Origin of the sequence: Arthrobacter jiangjiafuii, from assembly GCF_018622995.1 — a bacterium.
GTDB lineage: Bacteria > Actinomycetota > Actinomycetes > Actinomycetales > Micrococcaceae > Arthrobacter_B > Arthrobacter_B jiangjiafuii.
Window position 1 is genome coordinate 1,635,897 of the sequence record NZ_CP076022.1, and the last position, 18,727, is coordinate 1,654,623.

The 18,727-nt window shown below is 61.0% G+C and carries 18 protein-coding genes and 1 pseudogene; 13 read left to right on the top strand and 6 right to left on the bottom strand.

Going from position 1 to position 18,727, the window contains the following annotated elements:
- Positions 1 to 28: 28 nt before the first annotated feature.
- The gene (locus KKR91_RS07705; protein WP_210228382.1) at positions 29 to 865 is read left to right on the top strand and encodes an SDR family NAD(P)-dependent oxidoreductase; all 837 of its coding nucleotides are present in this window, start codon (positions 29 to 31) and stop codon (positions 863 to 865) included.
- 6 nt (positions 866 to 871) lie between these two features.
- Here KKR91_RS07705 and KKR91_RS07710 read toward each other — a convergent pair whose 3' ends face one another.
- A complete protein-coding gene (locus tag KKR91_RS07710) occupies positions 872 to 1,780 on the bottom strand; it encodes a sugar-binding transcriptional regulator (RefSeq protein ID WP_210229682.1) in 909 nt (302 codons plus the stop codon).
- 209 nt (positions 1,781 to 1,989) lie between these two features.
- Between KKR91_RS07710 and KKR91_RS07715 the strand changes: the two genes are divergently transcribed.
- Positions 1,990 to 3,762, top strand: a complete 1,773-nt coding sequence (locus tag KKR91_RS07715; protein WP_210228384.1) for a glycerol-3-phosphate dehydrogenase/oxidase — start codon at positions 1,990 to 1,992, stop codon at positions 3,760 to 3,762.
- Between the two features lie 168 nt (positions 3,763 to 3,930).
- On the opposite strand, the gene KKR91_RS07720 is transcribed toward KKR91_RS07715, so the two are convergent.
- Positions 3,931 to 4,512, bottom strand: a complete 582-nt coding sequence (locus KKR91_RS07720; RefSeq protein ID WP_210228386.1) for a recombinase family protein — start codon at positions 4,510 to 4,512, stop codon at positions 3,931 to 3,933.
- Positions 4,513 to 4,981: 469 nt separating this feature from the next.
- Here KKR91_RS07720 and KKR91_RS07725 point away from each other — a divergent pair, with 469 nt between their 5' ends.
- From KKR91_RS07725 to KKR91_RS07735, 3 genes are all read left to right on the top strand, one after another.
- Entirely contained in the window at positions 4,982 to 5,881 is a 900-nt protein-coding gene (locus tag KKR91_RS07725) for a hypothetical protein (protein WP_210228388.1), read from the top strand.
- Positions 5,882 to 6,084: 203 nt separating this feature from the next.
- On the top strand, positions 6,085 to 6,999 hold the full coding sequence (locus KKR91_RS07730) for an eCIS core domain-containing protein (protein WP_210228390.1): 915 nt from the start codon (positions 6,085 to 6,087) through the stop codon (positions 6,997 to 6,999).
- Positions 7,000 to 7,252: 253 nt separating this feature from the next.
- Positions 7,253 to 7,915, top strand: coding sequence for a GNAT family N-acetyltransferase (locus KKR91_RS07735; RefSeq protein ID WP_210228392.1), 663 nt, complete (start codon positions 7,253 to 7,255; stop codon positions 7,913 to 7,915).
- A 250-nt stretch (positions 7,916 to 8,165) separates the two neighbouring features.
- Here KKR91_RS07735 and KKR91_RS07740 read toward each other — a convergent pair whose 3' ends face one another.
- The gene (locus KKR91_RS07740; RefSeq protein ID WP_104053963.1) at positions 8,166 to 8,489 is read right to left on the bottom strand and encodes a hypothetical protein; all 324 of its coding nucleotides are present in this window, start codon (positions 8,487 to 8,489) and stop codon (positions 8,166 to 8,168) included.
- 1,168 nt (positions 8,490 to 9,657) lie between these two features.
- On the opposite strand from KKR91_RS07740, the gene KKR91_RS07745 reads away from it, so the two are divergent.
- From KKR91_RS07745 to KKR91_RS07755, 3 genes are all read left to right on the top strand, one after another.
- Positions 9,658 to 9,867 carry a hypothetical protein gene (locus tag KKR91_RS07745; RefSeq protein WP_210228394.1) on the top strand — a complete coding sequence of 70 codons (210 nt, stop codon included), beginning with the start codon at positions 9,658 to 9,660 and terminating at the stop codon, positions 9,865 to 9,867.
- A 133-nt stretch (positions 9,868 to 10,000) separates the two neighbouring features.
- On the top strand, positions 10,001 to 10,534 hold the full coding sequence (locus KKR91_RS07750; RefSeq protein ID WP_210228396.1) for a hypothetical protein: 534 nt from the start codon (positions 10,001 to 10,003) through the stop codon (positions 10,532 to 10,534).
- A gap of 213 nt (positions 10,535 to 10,747) precedes the next feature.
- Positions 10,748 to 11,197 carry a hypothetical protein gene (locus tag KKR91_RS07755; RefSeq protein WP_210228398.1) on the top strand — a complete coding sequence of 150 codons (450 nt, stop codon included), beginning with the start codon at positions 10,748 to 10,750 and terminating at the stop codon, positions 11,195 to 11,197.
- Positions 11,198 to 11,848: 651 nt separating this feature from the next.
- On the opposite strand, the pseudogene KKR91_RS07760 reads toward KKR91_RS07755, so the two are convergent.
- Positions 11,849 to 12,038: pseudogene (locus KKR91_RS07760) on the bottom strand (histidine phosphatase); the annotation flags it as partial.
- A 276-nt stretch (positions 12,039 to 12,314) separates the two neighbouring features.
- Between KKR91_RS07760 and KKR91_RS07765 the strand changes: the two are divergent.
- The 3 genes from KKR91_RS07765 to KKR91_RS07775 all read left to right on the top strand — a co-directional run bounded on the left by KKR91_RS07765 (position 12,315) and on the right by KKR91_RS07775 (position 14,964).
- Positions 12,315 to 13,235 (top strand): alpha/beta fold hydrolase, encoded by a 921-nt coding sequence (locus KKR91_RS07765; protein ID WP_104054431.1) that lies wholly within the window; start codon positions 12,315 to 12,317, stop codon positions 13,233 to 13,235.
- Positions 13,225 to 14,199 (top strand): CPBP family intramembrane glutamic endopeptidase, encoded by a 975-nt coding sequence (locus KKR91_RS07770; RefSeq protein WP_210228400.1) that lies wholly within the window; start codon positions 13,225 to 13,227, stop codon positions 14,197 to 14,199. Before KKR91_RS07765 ends, KKR91_RS07770 begins: the two co-directional genes overlap by 11 nt.
- A gap of 276 nt (positions 14,200 to 14,475) precedes the next feature.
- The gene (locus tag KKR91_RS07775) at positions 14,476 to 14,964 is read left to right on the top strand and encodes a hypothetical protein (protein ID WP_210228402.1); all 489 of its coding nucleotides are present in this window, start codon (positions 14,476 to 14,478) and stop codon (positions 14,962 to 14,964) included.
- On the opposite strand, the gene KKR91_RS07780 is transcribed toward KKR91_RS07775, so the two are convergent.
- Positions 14,919 to 15,236: a DUF4913 domain-containing protein gene (locus tag KKR91_RS07780; protein ID WP_237687539.1), complete on the bottom strand. Its 318-nt coding sequence runs from the start codon at positions 15,234 to 15,236 to the stop codon at positions 14,919 to 14,921. The two genes, KKR91_RS07775 and KKR91_RS07780, sit on opposite strands and share 46 nt — an antisense overlap.
- A 1,611-nt stretch (positions 15,237 to 16,847) precedes the next feature.
- Here KKR91_RS07780 and KKR91_RS07785 point away from each other — a divergent pair.
- Together KKR91_RS07785 and KKR91_RS07790 are read left to right on the top strand one after the other, a co-directional pair.
- A complete protein-coding gene (locus KKR91_RS07785; protein WP_121659323.1) occupies positions 16,848 to 17,447 on the top strand; it encodes a dihydrofolate reductase family protein in 600 nt (199 codons plus the stop codon).
- Positions 17,448 to 17,459: 12 nt separating this feature from the next.
- Entirely contained in the window at positions 17,460 to 17,792 is a 333-nt protein-coding gene (locus KKR91_RS07790) for a YciI family protein (RefSeq protein ID WP_210228404.1), read from the top strand.
- 360 nt (positions 17,793 to 18,152) lie between these two features.
- On the opposite strand, the gene KKR91_RS07795 is transcribed toward KKR91_RS07790, so the two are convergent.
- Positions 18,153 to 18,599 (bottom strand): hypothetical protein, encoded by a 447-nt coding sequence (locus KKR91_RS07795; protein ID WP_210228406.1) that lies wholly within the window; start codon positions 18,597 to 18,599, stop codon positions 18,153 to 18,155.
- Positions 18,600 to 18,727: the final 128 nt, after the last annotated feature.

Below are 18,727 nucleotides of genomic sequence, written 5' to 3' on the forward strand. Positions count from 1 at the left end.
CAACGGGTGAGCGAAAGGCGGGGAAACCGTGGCTTCGAAGACCATCGTGATCACCGGAGCGTCCGCCGGAATCGGCGCTGCCGCCGCGCGGCAGCTATCGGATGACGGCCACCGCGTGGTCGTGGTGGGCCGTTCACCGGAAAAAACCGCAGCGGTCGCGGAAGACACCGGCGGGGAGTACATCCTGGCCGATTTCGCCGACCTTAACAGCGTCCGCAACCTGGCCTCGGAAATCCTGCAGCGTTATCCGCGCATCGACGTGCTAGCCAACAATGCCGGCGCGATGTTCGGAATGGAGCGGCAGATGACCGGTGACGGGCACGAAAAAACGTTCCAGGTGAACTATCTGGCGCCGTTCCTGCTGACCCGTCTGCTCACCGACCGGCTCCTGGCCTCCCGAGGCACTGTCATCAGCACCTCCAGTTCAGCGAACCGGTTCGGCCACGTGGACCTGGAGGACCTGGAACAGTACCGGGACTACAAGCCGTTCCGGGCCTACGCAACCAGCAAACTCGAGCAGATCCTCTTCACCGGAGAGTTTGACCGGCGCTACCGCTCGCACGGTGCAACGGCGACGGCGTTCCATCCCGGGCTGGTGGGGTCGGCTTTCCTGAGCACCCAGAGTGCCTTCATTCGGGCCTTGTACCGCTCGCCGGTGCGCCGCCTGGCCCGGACTCCGGAAAAGGGGGCCCGGACGCTGGTCTACCTGGCTGAGGGCACGCCCGGAACGGACTATCCCACCGGCAGGTACTTTCAGGGCCGCCGGGTGGGCCGCACCAACCGCCAGGCAGCAGATGGGCCGCTGGCGCTGGGATTGTGGAACCGGTCAGTGAAGATGCTGGAGGGGAGCCCCGGCTCGGCCTGATGGGCACTATTTCGCCGCCAGCCCCCGGGCCGAGTTCTCATCCAGGATCAGGTCCGTCACCAGGCCGGCCCGCAGCGCGCCAAGCAGGCTGGCGGTCTTGGCCTCCCCGGACGCCACGCAGATCCGCCGGGGCACCTGGCGCAGCACCTCAAGGTCCGGGCCGGTGCTGCGGTCGTTAAGCCTGATGCCGTCCCAGGTCCCGTCGGCCCGGTAGAACATGGTGGCGACGTCGCCCACCACTTTCTCGGCCATCAGATCCTCGAGGTCCTCTTCATCGAGGTAGGCGCCGTTGTAGACGTGGCTGGGGACGCCGGCCTCCATGGAGCCGACGCCGAAGATGGCGGTGTTCATCCGGGCCTGCAGATCCAGCACCCGCTTGACCGGCCGTTCGCGCCACATCGCCTCCTTGGTTTCGGTGTGGTCGAAGAAGGCCGGCACCGGGAACTGCACCACGCGGGCGCCGTAGGCATTTCCGAAGCGCTGGAGGATCTCACTGGCATAGGTGATGCCCGAGGTCCGGAAGTTCCCGGCCCCGTTCATCTGCACGATCGTGCTGTCGTGGGTGTTCTTCACCGACAGGTGCTGGCTGACCGCGGTCAGCGTTGAACCCCAGGCAACCCCCACTATCGCGTCGGAGTCGATCAGCGGGCCGATGAGGTGGGCTGCCTGCACGGCAACCCGCTGCAGGGTCTGTGCGGGGGAGACCCCCTCGGCAACCGGAACCACCTTGGCATGGATGCCGAACCGCGCACTGATTTCCTTCTCCAGGGCCGGCGCCCGGTCCGCAGCACTCTTGATCCTGATCTCCACGAGTCCGGTGCTGCGGGCGTAGGACAGCAGGCGGGAGACGGTGGAGCGTGAAATCCGCAGCTCGCGGGCAATCGCCTCCATGGTCAGGTTCTGCAGGTAGTACATCTGCGCCGCCCGCAGCGCATCCCGGTTGCGGGCTTCCCGTTCCGCTGCCGCCGGAGCCCCGCCGGCCTGCGTCCCCGTCCGGGAACTGACACCAATGTTCACAACAGGTCCATCGAAAGGGCTGGGTTGGTCATGAAACCATTATGTCAGGGTGCACGTTTGTGCATCGGGTCGATCCGCAGGGCCGGCGGCTCCGAACATTGAGTGATATGGCAAAGCCGCCACAGAAGCGTTTGGAGATAGTCGTGGACAATTCCGTGAACCCCGCAGAGGGAACAACCGCCGCCCGCCCGGTGGTCCAGCAGCTGAAGGACCGCCCCCGGGCCTCAGTGCTGATCGTTGGCGGCGGCATCAACGGTGTAGGTACTTTCCGTGACCTGTCGCTGCAGGGCGTGGACGTTGTCCTCGTCGAGCGCGGGGATTACTGCCAGGGTGCCTCGGGCGCCTCCTCGCACATGATCCACGGTGGTATCCGCTACCTGGAAAACGGCGAGTTCCGCCTCGTGCACGAGTCCGTCGTCGAGCGCAATGCGCTGCTCCGCCTGGCCCCGCACTACGTAAAGCCGCTGCAGACCACCATCCCCATCACGAGCACGTTCTCGGGCATCACTGCCGCACCGCTGCGCTTCCTGACGCACAAGCAGGGCAAGCACACCGAGCGCGGCGCCGTCCTGATCAAGGCCGGCCTGATGATGTATGACTTCTTCTCCCGCGGCGGCCGCGTCGCCCCGAGGCACAACTTTGTCGGCAAGAAGAAGTCCCTGCAGGAACTGCCGAAGCTGCGTCCGGACGTCAAGTACACCGCCACGTACTTCGATGCATCCGTGCACAACCCGGAGCGCCTCACCCTGGACGTCCTGCGCGACGGCCTCGAGGCCAACCCGCAGAACCGCGCCAGCAACTACGTCTCCGCCGTCGGCACCACTGACGCCGGCACGATGCTGCGCGACGAACTGACCGGCGAAGAGTTCCTCTTCGAGGCCGACGTCGTCATCAACGCCACCGGCGCCTGGGTCGACGAGACCAACGACTCCTTCGGCAAGCGCACGTCCTTCATGGGTGGCACCAAGGGCTCGCACATCGTCCTGGACCACCCGGAACTGCTTGAGGCCTGCGCCGGCCGCGAAATGTTCTTTGAGCACACCGACGGCCGCATCGTCCTGATCTACCCGATGGGTGACCGCGTCCTGGTGGGCACCACTGACATCGACGCCGACATCCGCGAGGCATCGGTCTGCACCGACGAGGAGATCGAGTACTTCTTCGAACTCGTTGCCCACGTGTTCCCGAGCATCGACGTGCGCCGCGACCACATCGTCTACACGTTCTCCGGCGTCCGCCCGCTGCCCAAGCACGATGACACGCAGCCCGGCTTCGTGTCCCGTGACTACCGGATCGAAAAGCGCTCCGACAACCGCGGCGGCAAGAACGTCACCACGCTGTCCCTGGTCGGCGGCAAGTGGACCACCTTCCGTGCACTCTCCGAGACCCTCGCCTCCGAGGCGATGACCGCGCTGGGCATGCCGCGCAAGACGACGACGGCGGACCTCGCCATCGGCGGCGGCAAGGACTTCCCGCGCACCGAGGCCGAGGAACGCCTCTGGGTGAACCGCACCGCCAACGAGGTTGCCGACCGCGACCGCGTCCGCGTGCTGCTGACCCGCTACGGCACCCGGGCCACCGACGTGCTGGCGTTCCTGGCCCAGGGCGGGGACCAGCCGCTGGCCTCCACCGCTGAGCTGAGCACCCGCGAACTGACCTACATGGTGGAAAACGAGCAGATCACGCGTCTGGCCGACGTCCTGATCCGCCGCACCTCGCTGGCATTCCGCGGCCTGGTCACCGAGGACATGCTCAACGAAATGGCCGGCCTGCTGGCTCCGCAGCTGGGCTGGGACGACGCCGAAACGCGCCGCCAGGTCGAGTCCGCACGCGACCTGCTGGTGAACATGCACGGCATGAAGATCGCCGCTTCGGTCTAAGCGGCAGCACCCCAAAAGGGGCCGGCCGGAGCATCTGCTCCGGCCGGCCCCTTTGCCGTTCCCGTCCTAGTCCGCTGCCGGGCGCGTGGTGAACGCGCCCACGTTGGGCAGTATCTGGAGGTGGGGCAGCAGTACCTGAACGATCCGGCGGGGGAGGAGCACCAGCGTCTAGTTGAGAGTTGGGGTTCGTTGCACAATCCTGTAGACCGTGCTTCTGGCCACGCCGAATAGTTCAGCAATCTCAGCGGTGGTGTGTTGCCCTCCCCGATAGAGGGAGACCACATGGGCTTCCTGATTCTTGGAGAGTTTTGGTTGCTTGCCGCGGAGTCTGCCTTTGGCCTTGGCAACCTGCATGCCTTCCCTGGTGCGGGCGCGGATGAGGTCGGATTCGAATTCCGCGACCATGGCCAGGACGTTGAATAACAGCCGACCCACTGGGTCGGAGGGGTCATGGATGGATCCTCCGATACTCAGTTTCACGTTCTTCTTGGTGAGTTCTTCGATAATGTCCCGGGCATCGGGCAGGGAACGCGCTAGCCGGTCGAGCTTGGTGATCACCAGGGTATCTCCGTCCCGGACGGCGGCCAGTGCCTGGTTCAGGCCGGGCCGGTCCCGGTTCGTGCCGGTCAGCCCATGGTCGGTGTAGATCCGCTCCTCGGGTACGCCCAAGGTGTTGAGCTGATTGCGCTGGGCAGTGAGATCCTGCTGATTCGTGGAGACGCGGGCGTAGCCGACCATATAGGCGCTCATGGCCTTCACTGTAGCGTTTGGGTCACCGTCACCGGGCGGTTTTGTGCACCGGGTATACGCGAATTCCGGGAATTTGAAGCGCTGCCAAAACTGTTAGTTTCCGAAGTCGACTGCACGGAATGTCCAAAGTCGTCTGCATAGCCCGCCCGTGGGGGATGGGCGGTGGTCCGCCTACGCCCGAGCTGTTCCTAGGTAGTGCCGGCGTGGGCTAGGTACCTTCAAAGTGCTAATTCTGGCCGACGATGCGAGGGCCAAGCTTCGGAAAAGTAGGCGTACGGCTCCCGTCCCATAGGACGACCGGCTTACGGACGTGCTACGGGACAGCTTTTTCTTCAATCAAGCATTATTGGTTGTGTTCCATTGGCGCGAACGCATCGTTCGAGTCCAAGGTGTCTCATTGGCACATATTTCGAGGCGAGTGTGCCCTTAAATGCAGGGGTCAACTCCAAACAGTGTTTAAGATCAACTTATGACTGAATCCGTTGACAATCGATGGCTTCCTCTCGGCGTGGACACTGAGGAGCAGGTTGCTGAGTACGATGCGCTGCATGACGGCTTACCCGCTTGGATGACAACACCGTTCTGGTTATGGGTCCAGGAGAGCGTAACGGTATACGGCTCCTACCGAGATGGTAGCGGTCGGTTCCAGGTACTAGATGAACAACTTGTCGAAGAGATGTGTCAGACATTGGGGATCGTGACCCCAAACCTCCGCCGGCCCTCCATGAGCTCCGATGCTGGCGCCACCCAGTTGTTCTTAGCCATGCAAGTCTTGCGTAAGCATTCTGCGCCCCTGCAGATAGCTGACTATCTCCTGGCGTTCAACGGGCACGCAGACGCGAGTCAGCTGGATGCTCTGTTGCAACGGAGCAGGTCTCTTTACGAAGTAGGCACCCGCGGGGAGCGCTCGGGACTCGTTCGGCGCGTTCCCCTTGGAGTGAAGGACAATGCTGACGCCTTATTCATACGAGCAGGCCAAGCCGGAGTCCGGCTAGCAAAGGCGTGGGAAGCGCTGTATGGAGTAAGCCCCGATGCAAGCAAGGCCTACGCCCTTGCGATCAAGTCCGTGGAAGATGCTGCTATTCCTCTTGTATCTCCTTCAAATTCAAGGGCAACTCTTGGCACGTTGATTGGCCAAATGCGTGACCAAAGGACCTGGTCGCTACCAATGGCTCGAGAGAATGACGAAACGAAGTCGGGTGACGTCATCCTCGGCATGATGCGACTTCTATGGAATGGGCAGCATGACCGACACGGTGGTCAACCCTCCGCACCTGGTGATGTTTCATTTGATGAGGCGCAGGTGGCCGTATCCTTAGCCGTCAATCTCGTACAACTATTCAATGCCGGCCTGGTCCAGCGCATCTAGCCAACTACCCTAACCGCTTTGGCCTTGCCCGCAATCGCAGCGGTATCCTCACCAGAATGGCCGTGGCGACGAGCAGCTTCTGCTAAGTGGTGCTGGCAGTGCAGACGATGGTCCGAGTGTGTCCGTTATGGCGCTACGCCCCGGAGCATGCTCGAGTCGAAACGAGAGGCCTAGGACTCCTCCGCCGAGAATACAATTGATCCATGATTATCCAGGCTGACGGACTGACTCTGACCCCCCAGCAGCGCAAAGACATTGAAGCGGGATTAATCGCTATGGGAGATCCAGAAGGCACGATAGTTGCGACTACCGACTTCGACCAAGCTGTTCGCACTCGCACTGGGCTGAAGAAATACTCATCAGACCGAGGAAGTGGAGCAGTCGCTGCGAAGACCGTTGGCGATCACGTGATCATCAACGCATCCGTGTTAGACGCACAGGGTCATGGCGGGCTTGAGCGCTTAGTAGCGCATGAATCTGGGCACGTGGTGATGAATAGCAGGGAAGAGAACGGCAGGAACTACCACTACCTTGCAAGCACGCAATGGCAGTGGGAAGTCATTGGGCTCGCTGTGAAGGGGATGGAGGAATACCGCATCGAGCGGAAGCTGACGGAGCTCGGGTTTGCCCCCGCTTCTGCGGCTGGCCTTGATTATTGGGACGACGTTCTTTACGACACGAATGCCACGTTGGCGGAGTCAGTCTTGAAGGATCAGTCCGTCGACGCTTTGACCGCCCAAATCATAGGAGGTGCGGACCTCCTGGTGACGACCTTGGCGTACTCGATTGGTGCGCTACGAAATAGTCCGAATCCATTCAACGCCGAAGAGCTTCCAAAGTACGGCCGCCAGAACTGGGATGACTTTGTTGCACCGACATGGGCTCAGCGCATCAAATTGTACGAGAGCCTTCCTGTCTGCACCGAGCCCGTTGCACCTTCCGCATGGGAAACCAAGATTAAGGAGGCGTGGTCGTTAGAGCAGGCACTTCTCGAGAGCTTCGGTTGGACATTGAGCGGGAACGGACAAGATCAACCAGAGTCATTTATGCGCACAGGCAGCGATGATCTTTTTCGGCATCGAATCGCCCGCCTTCAGCTTCAGGACGCCGAGGTGTAACAGCAAGTTCAATCAATGATGCCTCAGCCGTCCGACTGCACCAGTGTGGTCCGTTGTTGTGAACTGATCACACCTCGTTGCGGACGATCCGTGAAATGAGGTTTGGGCGGGGATCGTGTCGCGTATAAGAAGTCGAATTCCCGAGTTGTATACCCAAAGGGGTAGCGGTGAGGGATCCCTTAGCGGGCCGTGCACATAGGAGGTTACGGATTTCGATCCGGTTCAAAGTCACAACGTCTAGTTAGGATTAGGGGTGACCAGCCTAGCCACCTTGTGGCCACCCTTTGGATTGATCCTCTCCACTCCACGTTTGGTTCTGCGACCGCTTCAAGACGCGGACTTGCCCGCTGCCGTGGAAGCCGCGGAGACCGGCATACATCCCCCAGGGCAGATGCCTTTTTCCCATCCGTGGACCGAGGCACGCCCTGAAGATCTTCCCGCAAACACTGCACGACGAATTTGGCGTGCACGCGCAGAATCGACACCTGAGAAGTGGGCACTCCACTTCGGAGTCTGGAGAGGCAACGACTTTGTCGGGTGTCAGGACTTGAGTGCCGAAGGGTTTGGCACTCTCAAGACCGTGTCAACGGGCTCCTGGCTCCGCCAAGATGCTCAGGGCCAAGGCCTGGGCAAGGAAATGCGAACGGCAGTCATCCTCTACGCGTTCGATTGGTTGAAGGCGGACACCGCTGTTTCCGAGGCAGCAGTCTGGAACTCGTCTTCTCTGGGTGTGTCAAAATCTTTGGGTTACCAGCCCAACGGGATTTTCAGGGAATCGTGGAAACCTTCGGAATTAACAGAGGTTCAGTACCTGCGCCTAAGTTCGGAAAGGTTTATACGGCCCGTCTGGAACCTAGACGTGAGAGGACACGTACGTTCCGCAGACTATCTCGGGATTCCTCTTAACGACGGCTAGGTTCGGCTGCTGGGATCTTTGAGAAACCAGCCACACTCACAAGGCGACCCAAGTGCCCGTAAGCCGCGTTTTCTGAGACGCCCGTCCAACGGGCCGCCAAGCCCACTCCAACCGCGGATTACAGGGGGGAATCCCCCAAAGAGCGCGGGGGATTATTGGGGGGGTTGGCTCCGAGAAGCAGTTCTCCTGCACAGAGAAGGGGCCCAGCCCGGACAACTGCCGGAACGGGCCCCTGGAGAATCTGGTATCGCTACCGCTGGCGGAAGAGCTTGCTGTGCTTGCGGATCAGAGCAATATGATTCGGGTGCAGCTCAGGGCTGCGCGGGCCGAGCAGGTTCACCACCGGCTCGTACCATCTCATGACGCAGACCGCGTTGAGCCGTCCGAAGGAGATGATGTCATCCTTGGAGAGGTCCTCGCCGTTAATGAGGCGAACAACGGCGTCTTCGGCTTGCGCAGTTTTGATTGCCAGGGTCAGGTCGGCGCCGGCGAGCTGGGTGTCCTCCCATGGGCGCAGAGGCTCGCCTGGGCGATGGTTGGAGGATACTTGAATGCCTTCAGGAAGATTATCCATGCCTAATCCTAGCAATCGTCCCAACCTTCCTGGGTGTAGCCGTTGACGGTGACGGTCACGTACACGCGGGTCCCATTGGGGCCAGCGTGCCCGGTCGAAGTACCGCTGGAACCGATGCCATAAATTCCCGTAGTCAGGACTCCCGCATAGTGGGCAGCAGTGGTGCTGGCAAGGGGTCTGAGAAGGAGCCGCCGCCCCCGTCGAATCCGCCGCCTGTTTCATACCGGTAGTCAGCGTAGACCGCATATGTGGTCTCAGGGGCTCCGGCATTGTAATTCACATTCCATTGGTAATGCTTATCTTCATGGCAGGTGACGTTTACCGACAAAACGTCGTCCGAAAGCGGCGCGACGGCTTCAGTCTCTGTGCCGGCCTGCGGTGTGGCTTGGGTCGGTGCTGCGGACGCACCCACTACCGCGACGCTTCTGGTCCGGTCCTCAATTCGAAAATCTCCATACATGTGGATCGCAGCGACAAACGGTGGCTTTTCTCATTGCTGGCAGATCGCACGATGAGGGACGGCCTCGTAGCCAATAACAGAACTATTGCTCGTTTGCATGGCCAGAAATCGACTGCGCCGTGTCGAGATAAACTCGCTTTATGATTGCTAACGGAGTCGCACAGACGGAGCCCCTTCGTGCCCGAAAACCTCCCCACCATAGGATTCTGGCCCTCGCAGCCCTCGCCCTGGCTGTTCTTGGATTAAGCGCTTGCGCGCAGGAAGACCCATCGGTCGCAGAAGTCACTCAGCGATTCGATAATATGGTGCAAGTTGTTGGGGATTCGCAGGGGACGACAACAATCGAGGCTGAGTCCCCTGGCAGGCTGTGGGCAATGGTTCGACGCGATGATGTCGGCACTGTTTCGCCCAGCGACTGCTCCTTTGATCAGGCTGTGATGGATTCCCCATCGGAGGAATTGAACCTTCCGGAGCCTGAACATTTGGGCGCGCCGGGAACGCCACAAACCATGTTCGCCTTTGGGTCGTCGTCGGTGGAGGGTGAGGGCACATATGCAGTGCGCTGCTCAGCTGATGCAGATGCGCTGCTTTTCCTCTTCGAACCAGAGGGATAGTCGCCCTGGCGAGGTGATGCCGGTGAGTGCACGCCGATTCCCATTTGCGGATCGCTTGTGACACGTACGAGAATGCCGCGGTTAGGCTGTGCGTATGACTGCATGGAGCCGCTATCTGTTTGGAGTCTCGATCGTTTTCGGGGTGGGTGCGATGCTACTTGCTGAACAGCTGCCGGATTGGTGGCGGCCGGCGTCGGTCCTCTTCATGGTCCTGGCCGCATCTGCGTTCGTCATCTGCTCCGTTCTTGAGTACCGACGCGGCCGCGCCGCAGCCGGCAGTTTGGATCATCAGCTCCACTCTTAGGGGCGCCACATGTACGACCGGGCGCCGACGCGATCGATGACGGATCCCAGAACGGACGCCAGAGCGTCCGAGGAACCACCGCTGGACAGGGTTGCCCGTGGTTTTGGGAACTGGTCGAAGTTAGGCTTCGGATGTGCCGTTGCTGAAAGGGGAGCACTTGTCTGAGTGGGTTCGCATACAGGCCAGATCCAAACGCAACTATGTGTGGCTCGACGTCTACGGACAAGGTAAGCCGAAGATCACCGGGGCGCCCTGGTACATGCCCGACGGGGTCACGAGTGTCTACCCGTTCATCGAGGACTGGCGTCCTGAAGAACTTCCATTCCCGGTATGGCTTGCTCCCTACAACGGAGGCAAGACATACGGTGACATGCTGTGGACCGGTGGGATCACGTTGAAGATAGCCTCCACTCGTTTCATCGAGGCGCTTTGCGCCGCTGAGGTCACCGGTTACCGAACCTTCGACGTCGAGGTTCGAGACCACGCCGGCTCGCCTGTCGAGGGATACATCGGCTTCGCGACCGATCCGTCCCCAGGCTCTGACATTCAGAACCTCTACGACCAGACGGGTCAGAACTACGCTTTCATCGCCACACGGCGTGTCGTCGAGGCATTGCACGATCACGGAGCTGACCAGTTGGACATCAGCCCCTACACCCCCGACTGACGGCATTTGGCTCGTAAACCGACCGGCTAACGGACATGGAGTGCCAAGCTGGGCGTCAACCCAGACAGCCAGGGACCGCGGTTGAACGTCGGCTCGGGGCCATTAGGTTTGTACTGTGACATTCGGAGATGAAGCTAGCCAACCTCGTTATTGGCGAGCGTTGTGAGTCCGCGATGGACGCCAAGGTGATTGAGTGAACAACAGGAGAATTGAATGAGCATTCCAGCCGAGAGTATGGCGTCAGCGGATCGGCCAAAGAAACGACAACGATCATTTTTGAGTAATTTGGTTTTCTGGGGAACAGTGTCCATATTCGGGGTAATCATCTTATTGATGTCGGTCGTTCCGTTGACCCTCGGTGCGTACGACGACAACCACCGGGATAGAATCGAATGCAATGTAACCGATGCCAAAGGGGACGACAATAATCCCATGGGTCGTCGTTCCTGGTCCACGCCAGACGTAACGATCAGCACGTCTGACTGCGGGACTTTATTGTATGTGCCTGGATCTGGCGAGGCGGCCAATGATGCCATAGCGGCAGAGCTGGCAGAGGGAGGGCGGTTCTCGTTTGAGATGGGGCAGGCGACCCGGGCATTGCAGGGAGTATTCGATGCCATCGGTATGACTCCGGAAGTTTTGTCATACCAGAAGATCGACTGAATCAGCTGAATCGGACACCTCAGTCAGGCGCCGGCGTCGTAGTTCCACGTCGCAGTCTGAATGTTGTTCCCAGAGTCTTGGATCAGGTTCTCCCGGCTCGACGTTGCAGCGGTGAGGGATCGCGCTACGTGTGTTGATGAGGCCTACCTGAAGCTAATAACCCCGGTCAGCTACAGTCCGAGTCGGAGTAGACCTCGATAAGGCGGGTCGGAGCATCCGGATAGCCGGCAGCGTCCAGCTCAGACCGCACGTCCGCCCTGACTGCTTCGACATAGGCGTAGCTTTCTAACCGGTGGGTAGGAATTTCTTTGTTACTTGACTGGGACTCCAGGATGGTGGCTTTCCATTCCTCGAGCTCAGACGGGGATACCTCGGAATTGGTGAGGGCTTGGCTGGCAACGGAGGACGCCCCATCCGGCACGTCGTCTGCGCGGCCGGCTCTTTGCCCCGGGGCGCCGTCGCAGAGCTCCGGACACCCGGGCCGATCTGTCTACGACGCTTTTTGCTGCTGTCCTTCGGATCATACGTGCCCGCTCCAGCCCGGCTAGCCCCTCCTCCGTCGGGGCCTGCGTACCGGAAATCTACCTACGGCGCTCCTTCGTCGCTTATTCCCTTCGGAAATGTTCCGACCCTTGCCCTGCGGGTAGACAGGCTTCCGTCCGACTGCACCGTGGCCCACAGCTTCTCCTTCGCGAGCTCCCCGAGCGTGCGGCCCTGCCAGGAGCCGTAGTCGCACTCGGTCAGGTCCTCATCGACCGGGGTGTGCGGGCTTCCGGCCGGCCAGCAGCCCGGAGGCGTTCGCTGTGGTGCGGCCGTGCCGCACGAGGATTACTGTTGCCATTCCTCCAGCCTAGCCGCGGGGTCCGACGGCGCGGCGGACGGGGCCTGGGAGCAACGCGGCATAGCTCTGCTCCTTCTTGGTTGCTGTCGCCGTTCTAGGTAATGCCTGGTGGCCGATTCTAGGTGCTCGCCACCGACGCGAGAGCGCCGACGCCGGTGGGAGTCTGGCAACGTCGCCGTGAACGGGCATCCGATTGCGGCACAGCCGCGGCCCAGGGGCGGAGCTCCACAGGCTGGGGCGTTCATGTCATTGGGCACACTACCGACAGGGAAGACCATGGCGTTTATCAGCGTCGGATCAGAGAACAGCACGCCAATCGAGTTGTATTACGAGGACCAGGGTGCGGGGCAGCCTGTCGTCCTGATTCACGGGTATCCATTGAACGGACACAGCTGGGAGCATCAGACACGGGAGCTCCTGGCCAGCGGGTACCGGGTCATCACCTACGACCGGCGCGGCTTCGGCCAGTCATCGAAGGTCAGTGTCGGCTATGACTACGACACCTTTGCCGCCGACCTGAGCATCCTGCTGGAGGCCCTGGATCTGCAGGACGTCGTCCTGGTGGGCTTCTCGATGGGGACCGGCGAGCTCGCTCGCTATGTCGCCACGTATGGCCACGAGCGGGTGGCCAAGCTTGCATTCCTCGCCTCGCTGGAGCCCTTCCTTGTTGCGCGTGAAGACAACCCCGAGGGCGTGCCGCGGGCGGTGTTCGATGGAATTGAAGCTGCGGCTAGGAGCGACCGGTACGCCTGGTACACGCAGTTCTTCTCGGACTTCTACAACCTCAACGAGAACCTCGGTACCCGGGTCAGCCAGGAAGCGGTGAGCGGCAGCTGGAACACCGCAATCTCCAGCGCCCCGGTGGCGGCCTACGCCGTCGTCTCTTCGTGGATCGAGGATTTTCGGCGTGATGTCGAAGCAGTGCGCCGGAGCGGGAAGCCGGTGTTGATCCTGCACGGCACTGCCGACCGTATCCTACCCATCGACAACACGGCCCGCCGGTTCTCCCGGTCACTGCCCGCTGCTCACTACGTCGAGGTGGAGGGCGCCCCCCACGGGTTGCTCTGGACGCATGCCGACGACGTCAATGACGCCCTGCGCACCTTCCTAGGTTCGCCCGGCGACGGCTCCGCCACCGCTGAACCGGGCCATCTCGCCACACACAAGACGAAAGTAGAGGCCAGCCATGGGTCCTAATGAGAATGTCATCAACCAGGTATCCACACTCCGCGATACCGATCACGACACCAGCCGCGCCGGGGGAGACATCCCGGCTGGCACCCCGTACCACCGGGTGCTCGACCGGAAAACCAAAGGACGCGGAATACCGCGTGGCATTCTTGCCATCGTGCTTCTTTTTGGAGGATTGCTGGGATTTGGTGCCGTCGCCGCGCAGATCAGTGGACAGATTGATCTCTTGCTTGGCCGAGACAGCATTGTCACTGGCGGCACGGAATTCACGACCGTTACGCTGGCTGGTACCTTCGCCTCGAGCGCGCTACTCATTCCGTGGAGCATGCTCATCCAGCGCTGGCTCTACGGTGTCAAGGGGCGCACGATGCATTCCGTTACCGGAGTGTTCCGAGCGGCAGTGCTGGGTCGGGCAGTACTCGTTCTTGTGCCCGTCTGGGCCGTTTATATGACCGTCCTGGCTATTCTTCAGCCTTCCGTAATGACCGACTGGGCCGTAGGCGACCTCCTCTTCATGTTCGTGGTCACGGTCTTGATCGTGCCGCTGCAGACCGCGGGCGAAGAGTATGGGTTCAGGGGGCTGATCTTTCGCGTGGCTGCTAGCTGGGGGAGAAGCCCTCGCTCAGCCCTGGCCTTGGGGGTGGTCGTCTCTTCGGTGCTGTTCGCGACGATCCACCTGTCCACCGACCTTTGGCTCAATCTTCAGTTCTTGGCCGTGGGCATCACCTTCGCGCTGATCACGTGGCGTACGGGTGGTCTTGAGACGTCAGTCGTGCTGCACGCGGCCAATAATTCTCTTGGCCTGATGTTGGCACTTGCGCTTCACGCCGACCTCAATGCGACGACAGATCGCTCTTCCGGGGTGGGTTCCATGGCTTTCCTTATCCCCGTGGTCCTGTTGGCGGTAATCACCGGGGTGATCTGGTACCGCACGCGGCATACCGGGCCTGCGCTCACCCCGGCACCTTGATACAGCGTTAGTTCCCCGAGCCAGAGCGACAGGCGCAGGGCTACAACCGTCTCTCCATCGCCTCCCACCACCCCGTGCCCGGGGCGAAGCGCCCCCTCACCCACCAACAGGAGCAGCCATGACCCACGACGCTCTGAACTCCCGGGGACACCGCACCGTCCCCGGCCCTCCCCCCGATCTCGGAGAGCGCCTCCCATCATCACAAAGGACACCGGTGAGGCTGTACAGGCCCCTCAACTGCCCGCCGATGACCGCACCGGCGACGGAAACGACTGGATGGAAACCCTCACGGGCACCCCGTGGTCTGCCCTCGCCAACTGGGGTAGCGAAGGCTGGGAGGCCGGAGCATTGCCCCACATCATCGTCACCGCCGCCAAGCAGACCGATGCGGAGGGTCCGCTCTTCGGCTATGGCCTTTACAACGAAGGCGCCACCGAAACCCACTGGTTCCGCTCACAGGCCGTTTGCCACGAAGCCATCACCGAGGCAGTGTTCGACTTCTGGAAGTCCGGTCAGTCACGCGGACCGGAGGACCTGCCCGAGGCCGCCGCCGAACTGCCCAGCCGCTACCGGAAGCCCTACTTCGGTTGGATTCCAGGACGGGAACCGTCGAGTAGCCCACCTGCTGGGCCGCGCCCAAGGAAGCACGCCCGGCCCTCGCTGAGCGGCGGAGTCCCCGGAATGAAGAAGAGCCGCATCCAACCGGATGCGGCTCTTCTTCATTCACGAATATCCGGGAACAGTCCTTCGGGCGGTTCGGTGTGAGGCAGAGGGTCGCCCCAACCAGTTTCGGCGAGAGAGTCTCCGAACGGACCGTCGGCGTCCATCAACGCGTTCATATGGTGATCGGCATGATCCCGGAACCAGATACTGGTTCCGGTGGACGCATCCTGGCGAAGAAACTCCCAGGCGCGCCAGAGCGATTCCAACCGCACGACAGCCTCGTCCACACGCCACCACTCCGGATTCCAGCAGCGACTGTGGCCAACCCTTCGCTTGTAAACATGTCGCAGGTAGTCCCGAAAAAACTCGTTCACCGACCGGCTTACGGGCGCATGTCGAATACGCTTTCACACACCGATCACAACAGAGGCGAGGCCGGCATCGAGGAAATGATTGCAGCTGGTGAGAAGCGAGTAACTTTGATAGTCGGGCCGCAGATCTCGCTAGCAGGGCGGGGTCCTGCCAAATGAGGTACGGAGGGAGCAACGCATTGTCCTCTCAGGAAATGACAGATAGACCAGTCTTCGTAGAACGTGCACCTGATTGGCTTCGATGGGGTGGCGGTGTCTTTCTGCTTTTGATAGCTGTACTTCTCGCGGTGACAGGCGGACTCGAGTCATCTTGGGAGCTCTACCTCGGAGCGGTCTTTTTCCTTGGTGTGGGTTTGTGGTGGTGCTTCCTGGCCCGGATCGCAGCGGTAGTCGATGAGGAGCAGGTCAAGCTCTCTGGACCACTTTGGAAGCACACAGTGCGACGAGGTGACTTGCACGATGTTTCTGTTGATACGGACAGCGGGATGAATACTGGCTTGGTGAACTGGCCTGTAACCTCACACAAACGGGGTTCCCTCGTGCGGATGAACATGGGCGGCTCTGCGGTCGTTACCTTCTCGGAGAACAGTGGCCGCAGCTATCAGTTCGTCCTCGCGGAACGGAGCTCCGCAGAACGAATGGCACGAGCCATCACCGACTGAGAAATTCTGTGCGGTAGCCGATGGGCTTTCGCTACGCCAAGGTGCTGCGTCTCGGAGTACGGTCGGTAGATGCGAGCAGAACTCATTGATCCACGGGATCAGACCACGCAGGTCGATGATCCGACCTACAGGGTGTACTTCTGGGCGGACGACGGCGGGAACAAGGAAGAGTGGGAACTGTCAGGAGCAGACCTTCACGAGGTGCTCACTTGGATACCCACCCGCGCCAGAGGCCGATCGCACAGCCTCTGGGCAAGCACACGATCTCTGGGCGAAGTTTGCCTTATCCGCCTGCAAGGGATCGATTTAGACACGGACGCCGATTCTTGGCCCTCCTGGTCTCACCAAACATATAGCTAGGCGCACGCTGACCCATCCTTCAGCGCTCCAACCTGCTCGTACTCCACTCGTCGCGGCTGACGCGAAACTGCAGTTGGTGATGATAGTCGGGAATCTGGTCGTGGGAACTGTTTGGGAGCTGGGGAATTACCTGTCTCTCGCGGGGTTTGATCCTGGGTGCAGCGTTCCTTGGTTTCCTTTTGTACGTTCGTCATCATGACGGCCATTTCTGGCAAGAGGAAGAGGAAGAGGAAGAGGAAGAGGAAGAGGAAGAGGAAGAGGCCAAGAGGGCCGATTGGGACCGGCGGGCGCGGGCACTCTGACCCCGGTGAAACCGCAGCGATCGACTGACCCTCGCTCGCCAGCATCTCGTTGATATCTCTTCGTCGAGGTAGCCGAACGTCTTGCGAGACCTGAACATAGAGATAGCTCGGGTGTCGTCGCCCATCCCATCCGATGCTGAGCTCTTGCATCGGGTTCTCGACTCCCCTGGCTAACGCTGCAGGTGTAAACACTGTGACGGTCTTGAGGAACAATTGTCGAATCGGGTGATCGCGTTCGTTGAAGTAGTGAAGCCGCCCCCAGAGGTGACTCGGAACAAGGGAGCAAGACCATGAATCTCACGATCTCGATCCAGGTCAGCGTCGACGGCGTCATGCAGGCAAATGGCGGCAACAATGACGAGCTCGACCCCGGTTTTGCGCGCGGCGGCTGGGCCATCCCGACCGGCGACAAGGAGTCGGCCGCGTACATCGCTTCGACGTGGCAGCGCGCGGACGCGTTCCTGCTCGGCCGCAAGACGTACGGACTGTTCGCGAGCTACTGGGGTGGTCAGGCCGACGACTCGAACCCGTTTTCGGGCGCGATGAATCCTCGGCCGAAGTACGTCGTGTCCAACACCCTGACCGACCCAGCGTGGAAGAACACGACGGTGATCTCGGGGGATATCGCCGCGGGCATCAGGGAACTGAAGGCACAGCCGGGAGGCGAGCTGGTGGTCGTGGGCAGCGGCGTGCTGGCGCGCTGGCTGCTCGAGAACGAACTCGTCGACGAGATCAACCTCATCGTGTGCCCGGTCATCGTGGGAGACGGCCTTCGGCTGTTCCCGCAGCAAGGCAAAGACTTCGGTCTCGAACTGGTCGAGACGCGGGCGTTCCCGACCGGTGTCCTCGCTCACACCTACCGGCTCACCGGCCGCCCCAACTACGCCTGAGAGGACCAAGCCATGCAATACCTGGTCAATGTCATCGACTACCGCAGCGAATCGGGCACCGTCCAAGAGGCTGTCGCGATCGACGCCTTCAACGAGAAGCTGGTCACCGGCGGCCACTGGGTGTTCGCCGCCGGCCTCGCCGACCCGACGGTCTCGACCGTGATCGACGGGCGCGGCGACGAGCCGGTCTTCACCGACGGACCGTTCGTCGAAGCCACGGAGTGGGCCGCCGGATTCTGGATCATCGACGCGCCTGACCTGGACGTCGCCCTCAAGCTGATGTGCGAGGGCTCGAAAGCCTGCAACCGTCGGCTCGAAGTGCGGCCCCTCCTGTCGGATCCCTGATCGACGCGCAGGACGCCTTGACCCGCGCCCACCGAGACGAGTGGGCATGGGGTCGTGGCGACAACCGCCAGGCGGTTCGGGAATCTGGACACTGCCGAGGACACGGCCGCGGAAGCCTTCGCGATCGCCACGGAGCGCTGGCCGGTGGACGGCATACTGCCCAACCCTGGCGCCTGGCTTCCCCGCCTTCCCCACCAGCAGATAGCAGCACAGAGCTCTCGGATAGGAGACACATGCACCGCCCTGAGTGTTTATGCTGCCGACCGCGGGACGGACGCTCCCAGAGCCTAGTGAACGTCAAGGGCCCTCGGGGGCTGATGCTGGGAGTTGCTTCCCCTACCATCGTCGGCGGATGACACCCTATGGAACAGAGAGTTCCTGCAGTACCTTCTCCGGATCGTCGGAGGAAAACACGTATCTCTTACCTTGATGCACCAACTCGATCCCTTTACCGGATTTCATGATCAGACCGATTGTTCCAGGTGCGAATCGAAGACCTATGCCACCATAGGATGCCGCGTTGATGGTAATCGGCTGAATGCTTTCCAGCTCAGAAAGATTGAAAACGTAGCGCTTCAAGGGATACAGATTCAAGACCAGCTGCTGTTTGTCAGTTGAGGTCTCGAGTTTGGGAAGAGCAACGATGGCACAGCTCAGTCCGATGACTAAAATTCCGGTTATAGATGTCACCAGAACCTCCCCCTCTGAGAGACCCATGACGAAGATCGCACTTCCGATGACGATCCCCGCGCCAATGATCAAGGCCTTGAGAGGCCCCCGAAATCTCAGGGTCTCAACCTTGTGCATGTTCTAAAGTTCCTTCCATTGGGACTCCGAGACGTCTCGTCATACCATTGCTTCGCTTTGCAAAGGATCCCACCTCCGCAAACCGCTCCACGCACCTCTGGCTAAAAGTGCCATCGTCTGTGCTCCAT

Coding starts and splice junctions, on each gene's coding strand:
- KKR91_RS07710 (WP_210229682.1), bottom strand. CDS start 1,780: ATGTACTACCTGCAGAACCTGACCATGGAGGCGATTGCCCGCGAGCTG.
- KKR91_RS07720 (WP_210228386.1), bottom strand. CDS start 4,512: ATGAGCGCCTATATGGTCGGCTACGCCCGCGTCTCCACGAATCAGCAG.
- KKR91_RS07730 (WP_210228390.1), top strand. CDS start 6,085: ATGATTATCCAGGCTGACGGACTGACTCTGACCCCCCAGCAGCGCAAA.
- KKR91_RS07715 (WP_210228384.1), top strand. CDS start 1,990: ATGGCAAAGCCGCCACAGAAGCGTTTGGAGATAGTCGTGGACAATTCC.
- KKR91_RS07775 (WP_210228402.1), top strand. CDS start 14,476: ATGGAAACCCTCACGGGCACCCCGTGGTCTGCCCTCGCCAACTGGGGT.
- KKR91_RS07755 (WP_210228398.1), top strand. CDS start 10,748: ATGAGCATTCCAGCCGAGAGTATGGCGTCAGCGGATCGGCCAAAGAAA.
- KKR91_RS07725 (WP_210228388.1), top strand. CDS start 4,982: ATGACTGAATCCGTTGACAATCGATGGCTTCCTCTCGGCGTGGACACT.
- KKR91_RS07770 (WP_210228400.1), top strand. CDS start 13,225: ATGGGTCCTAATGAGAATGTCATCAACCAGGTATCCACACTCCGCGAT.
- KKR91_RS07765 (WP_104054431.1), top strand. CDS start 12,315: ATGGCGTTTATCAGCGTCGGATCAGAGAACAGCACGCCAATCGAGTTG.
- KKR91_RS07785 (WP_121659323.1), top strand. CDS start 16,848: ATGAATCTCACGATCTCGATCCAGGTCAGCGTCGACGGCGTCATGCAG.
- KKR91_RS07745 (WP_210228394.1), top strand. CDS start 9,658: ATGACTGCATGGAGCCGCTATCTGTTTGGAGTCTCGATCGTTTTCGGG.
- KKR91_RS07740 (WP_104053963.1), bottom strand. CDS start 8,489: ATGGATAATCTTCCTGAAGGCATTCAAGTATCCTCCAACCATCGCCCA.
- KKR91_RS07790 (WP_210228404.1), top strand. CDS start 17,460: ATGCAATACCTGGTCAATGTCATCGACTACCGCAGCGAATCGGGCACC.
- KKR91_RS07795 (WP_210228406.1), bottom strand. CDS start 18,599: ATGCACAAGGTTGAGACCCTGAGATTTCGGGGGCCTCTCAAGGCCTTG.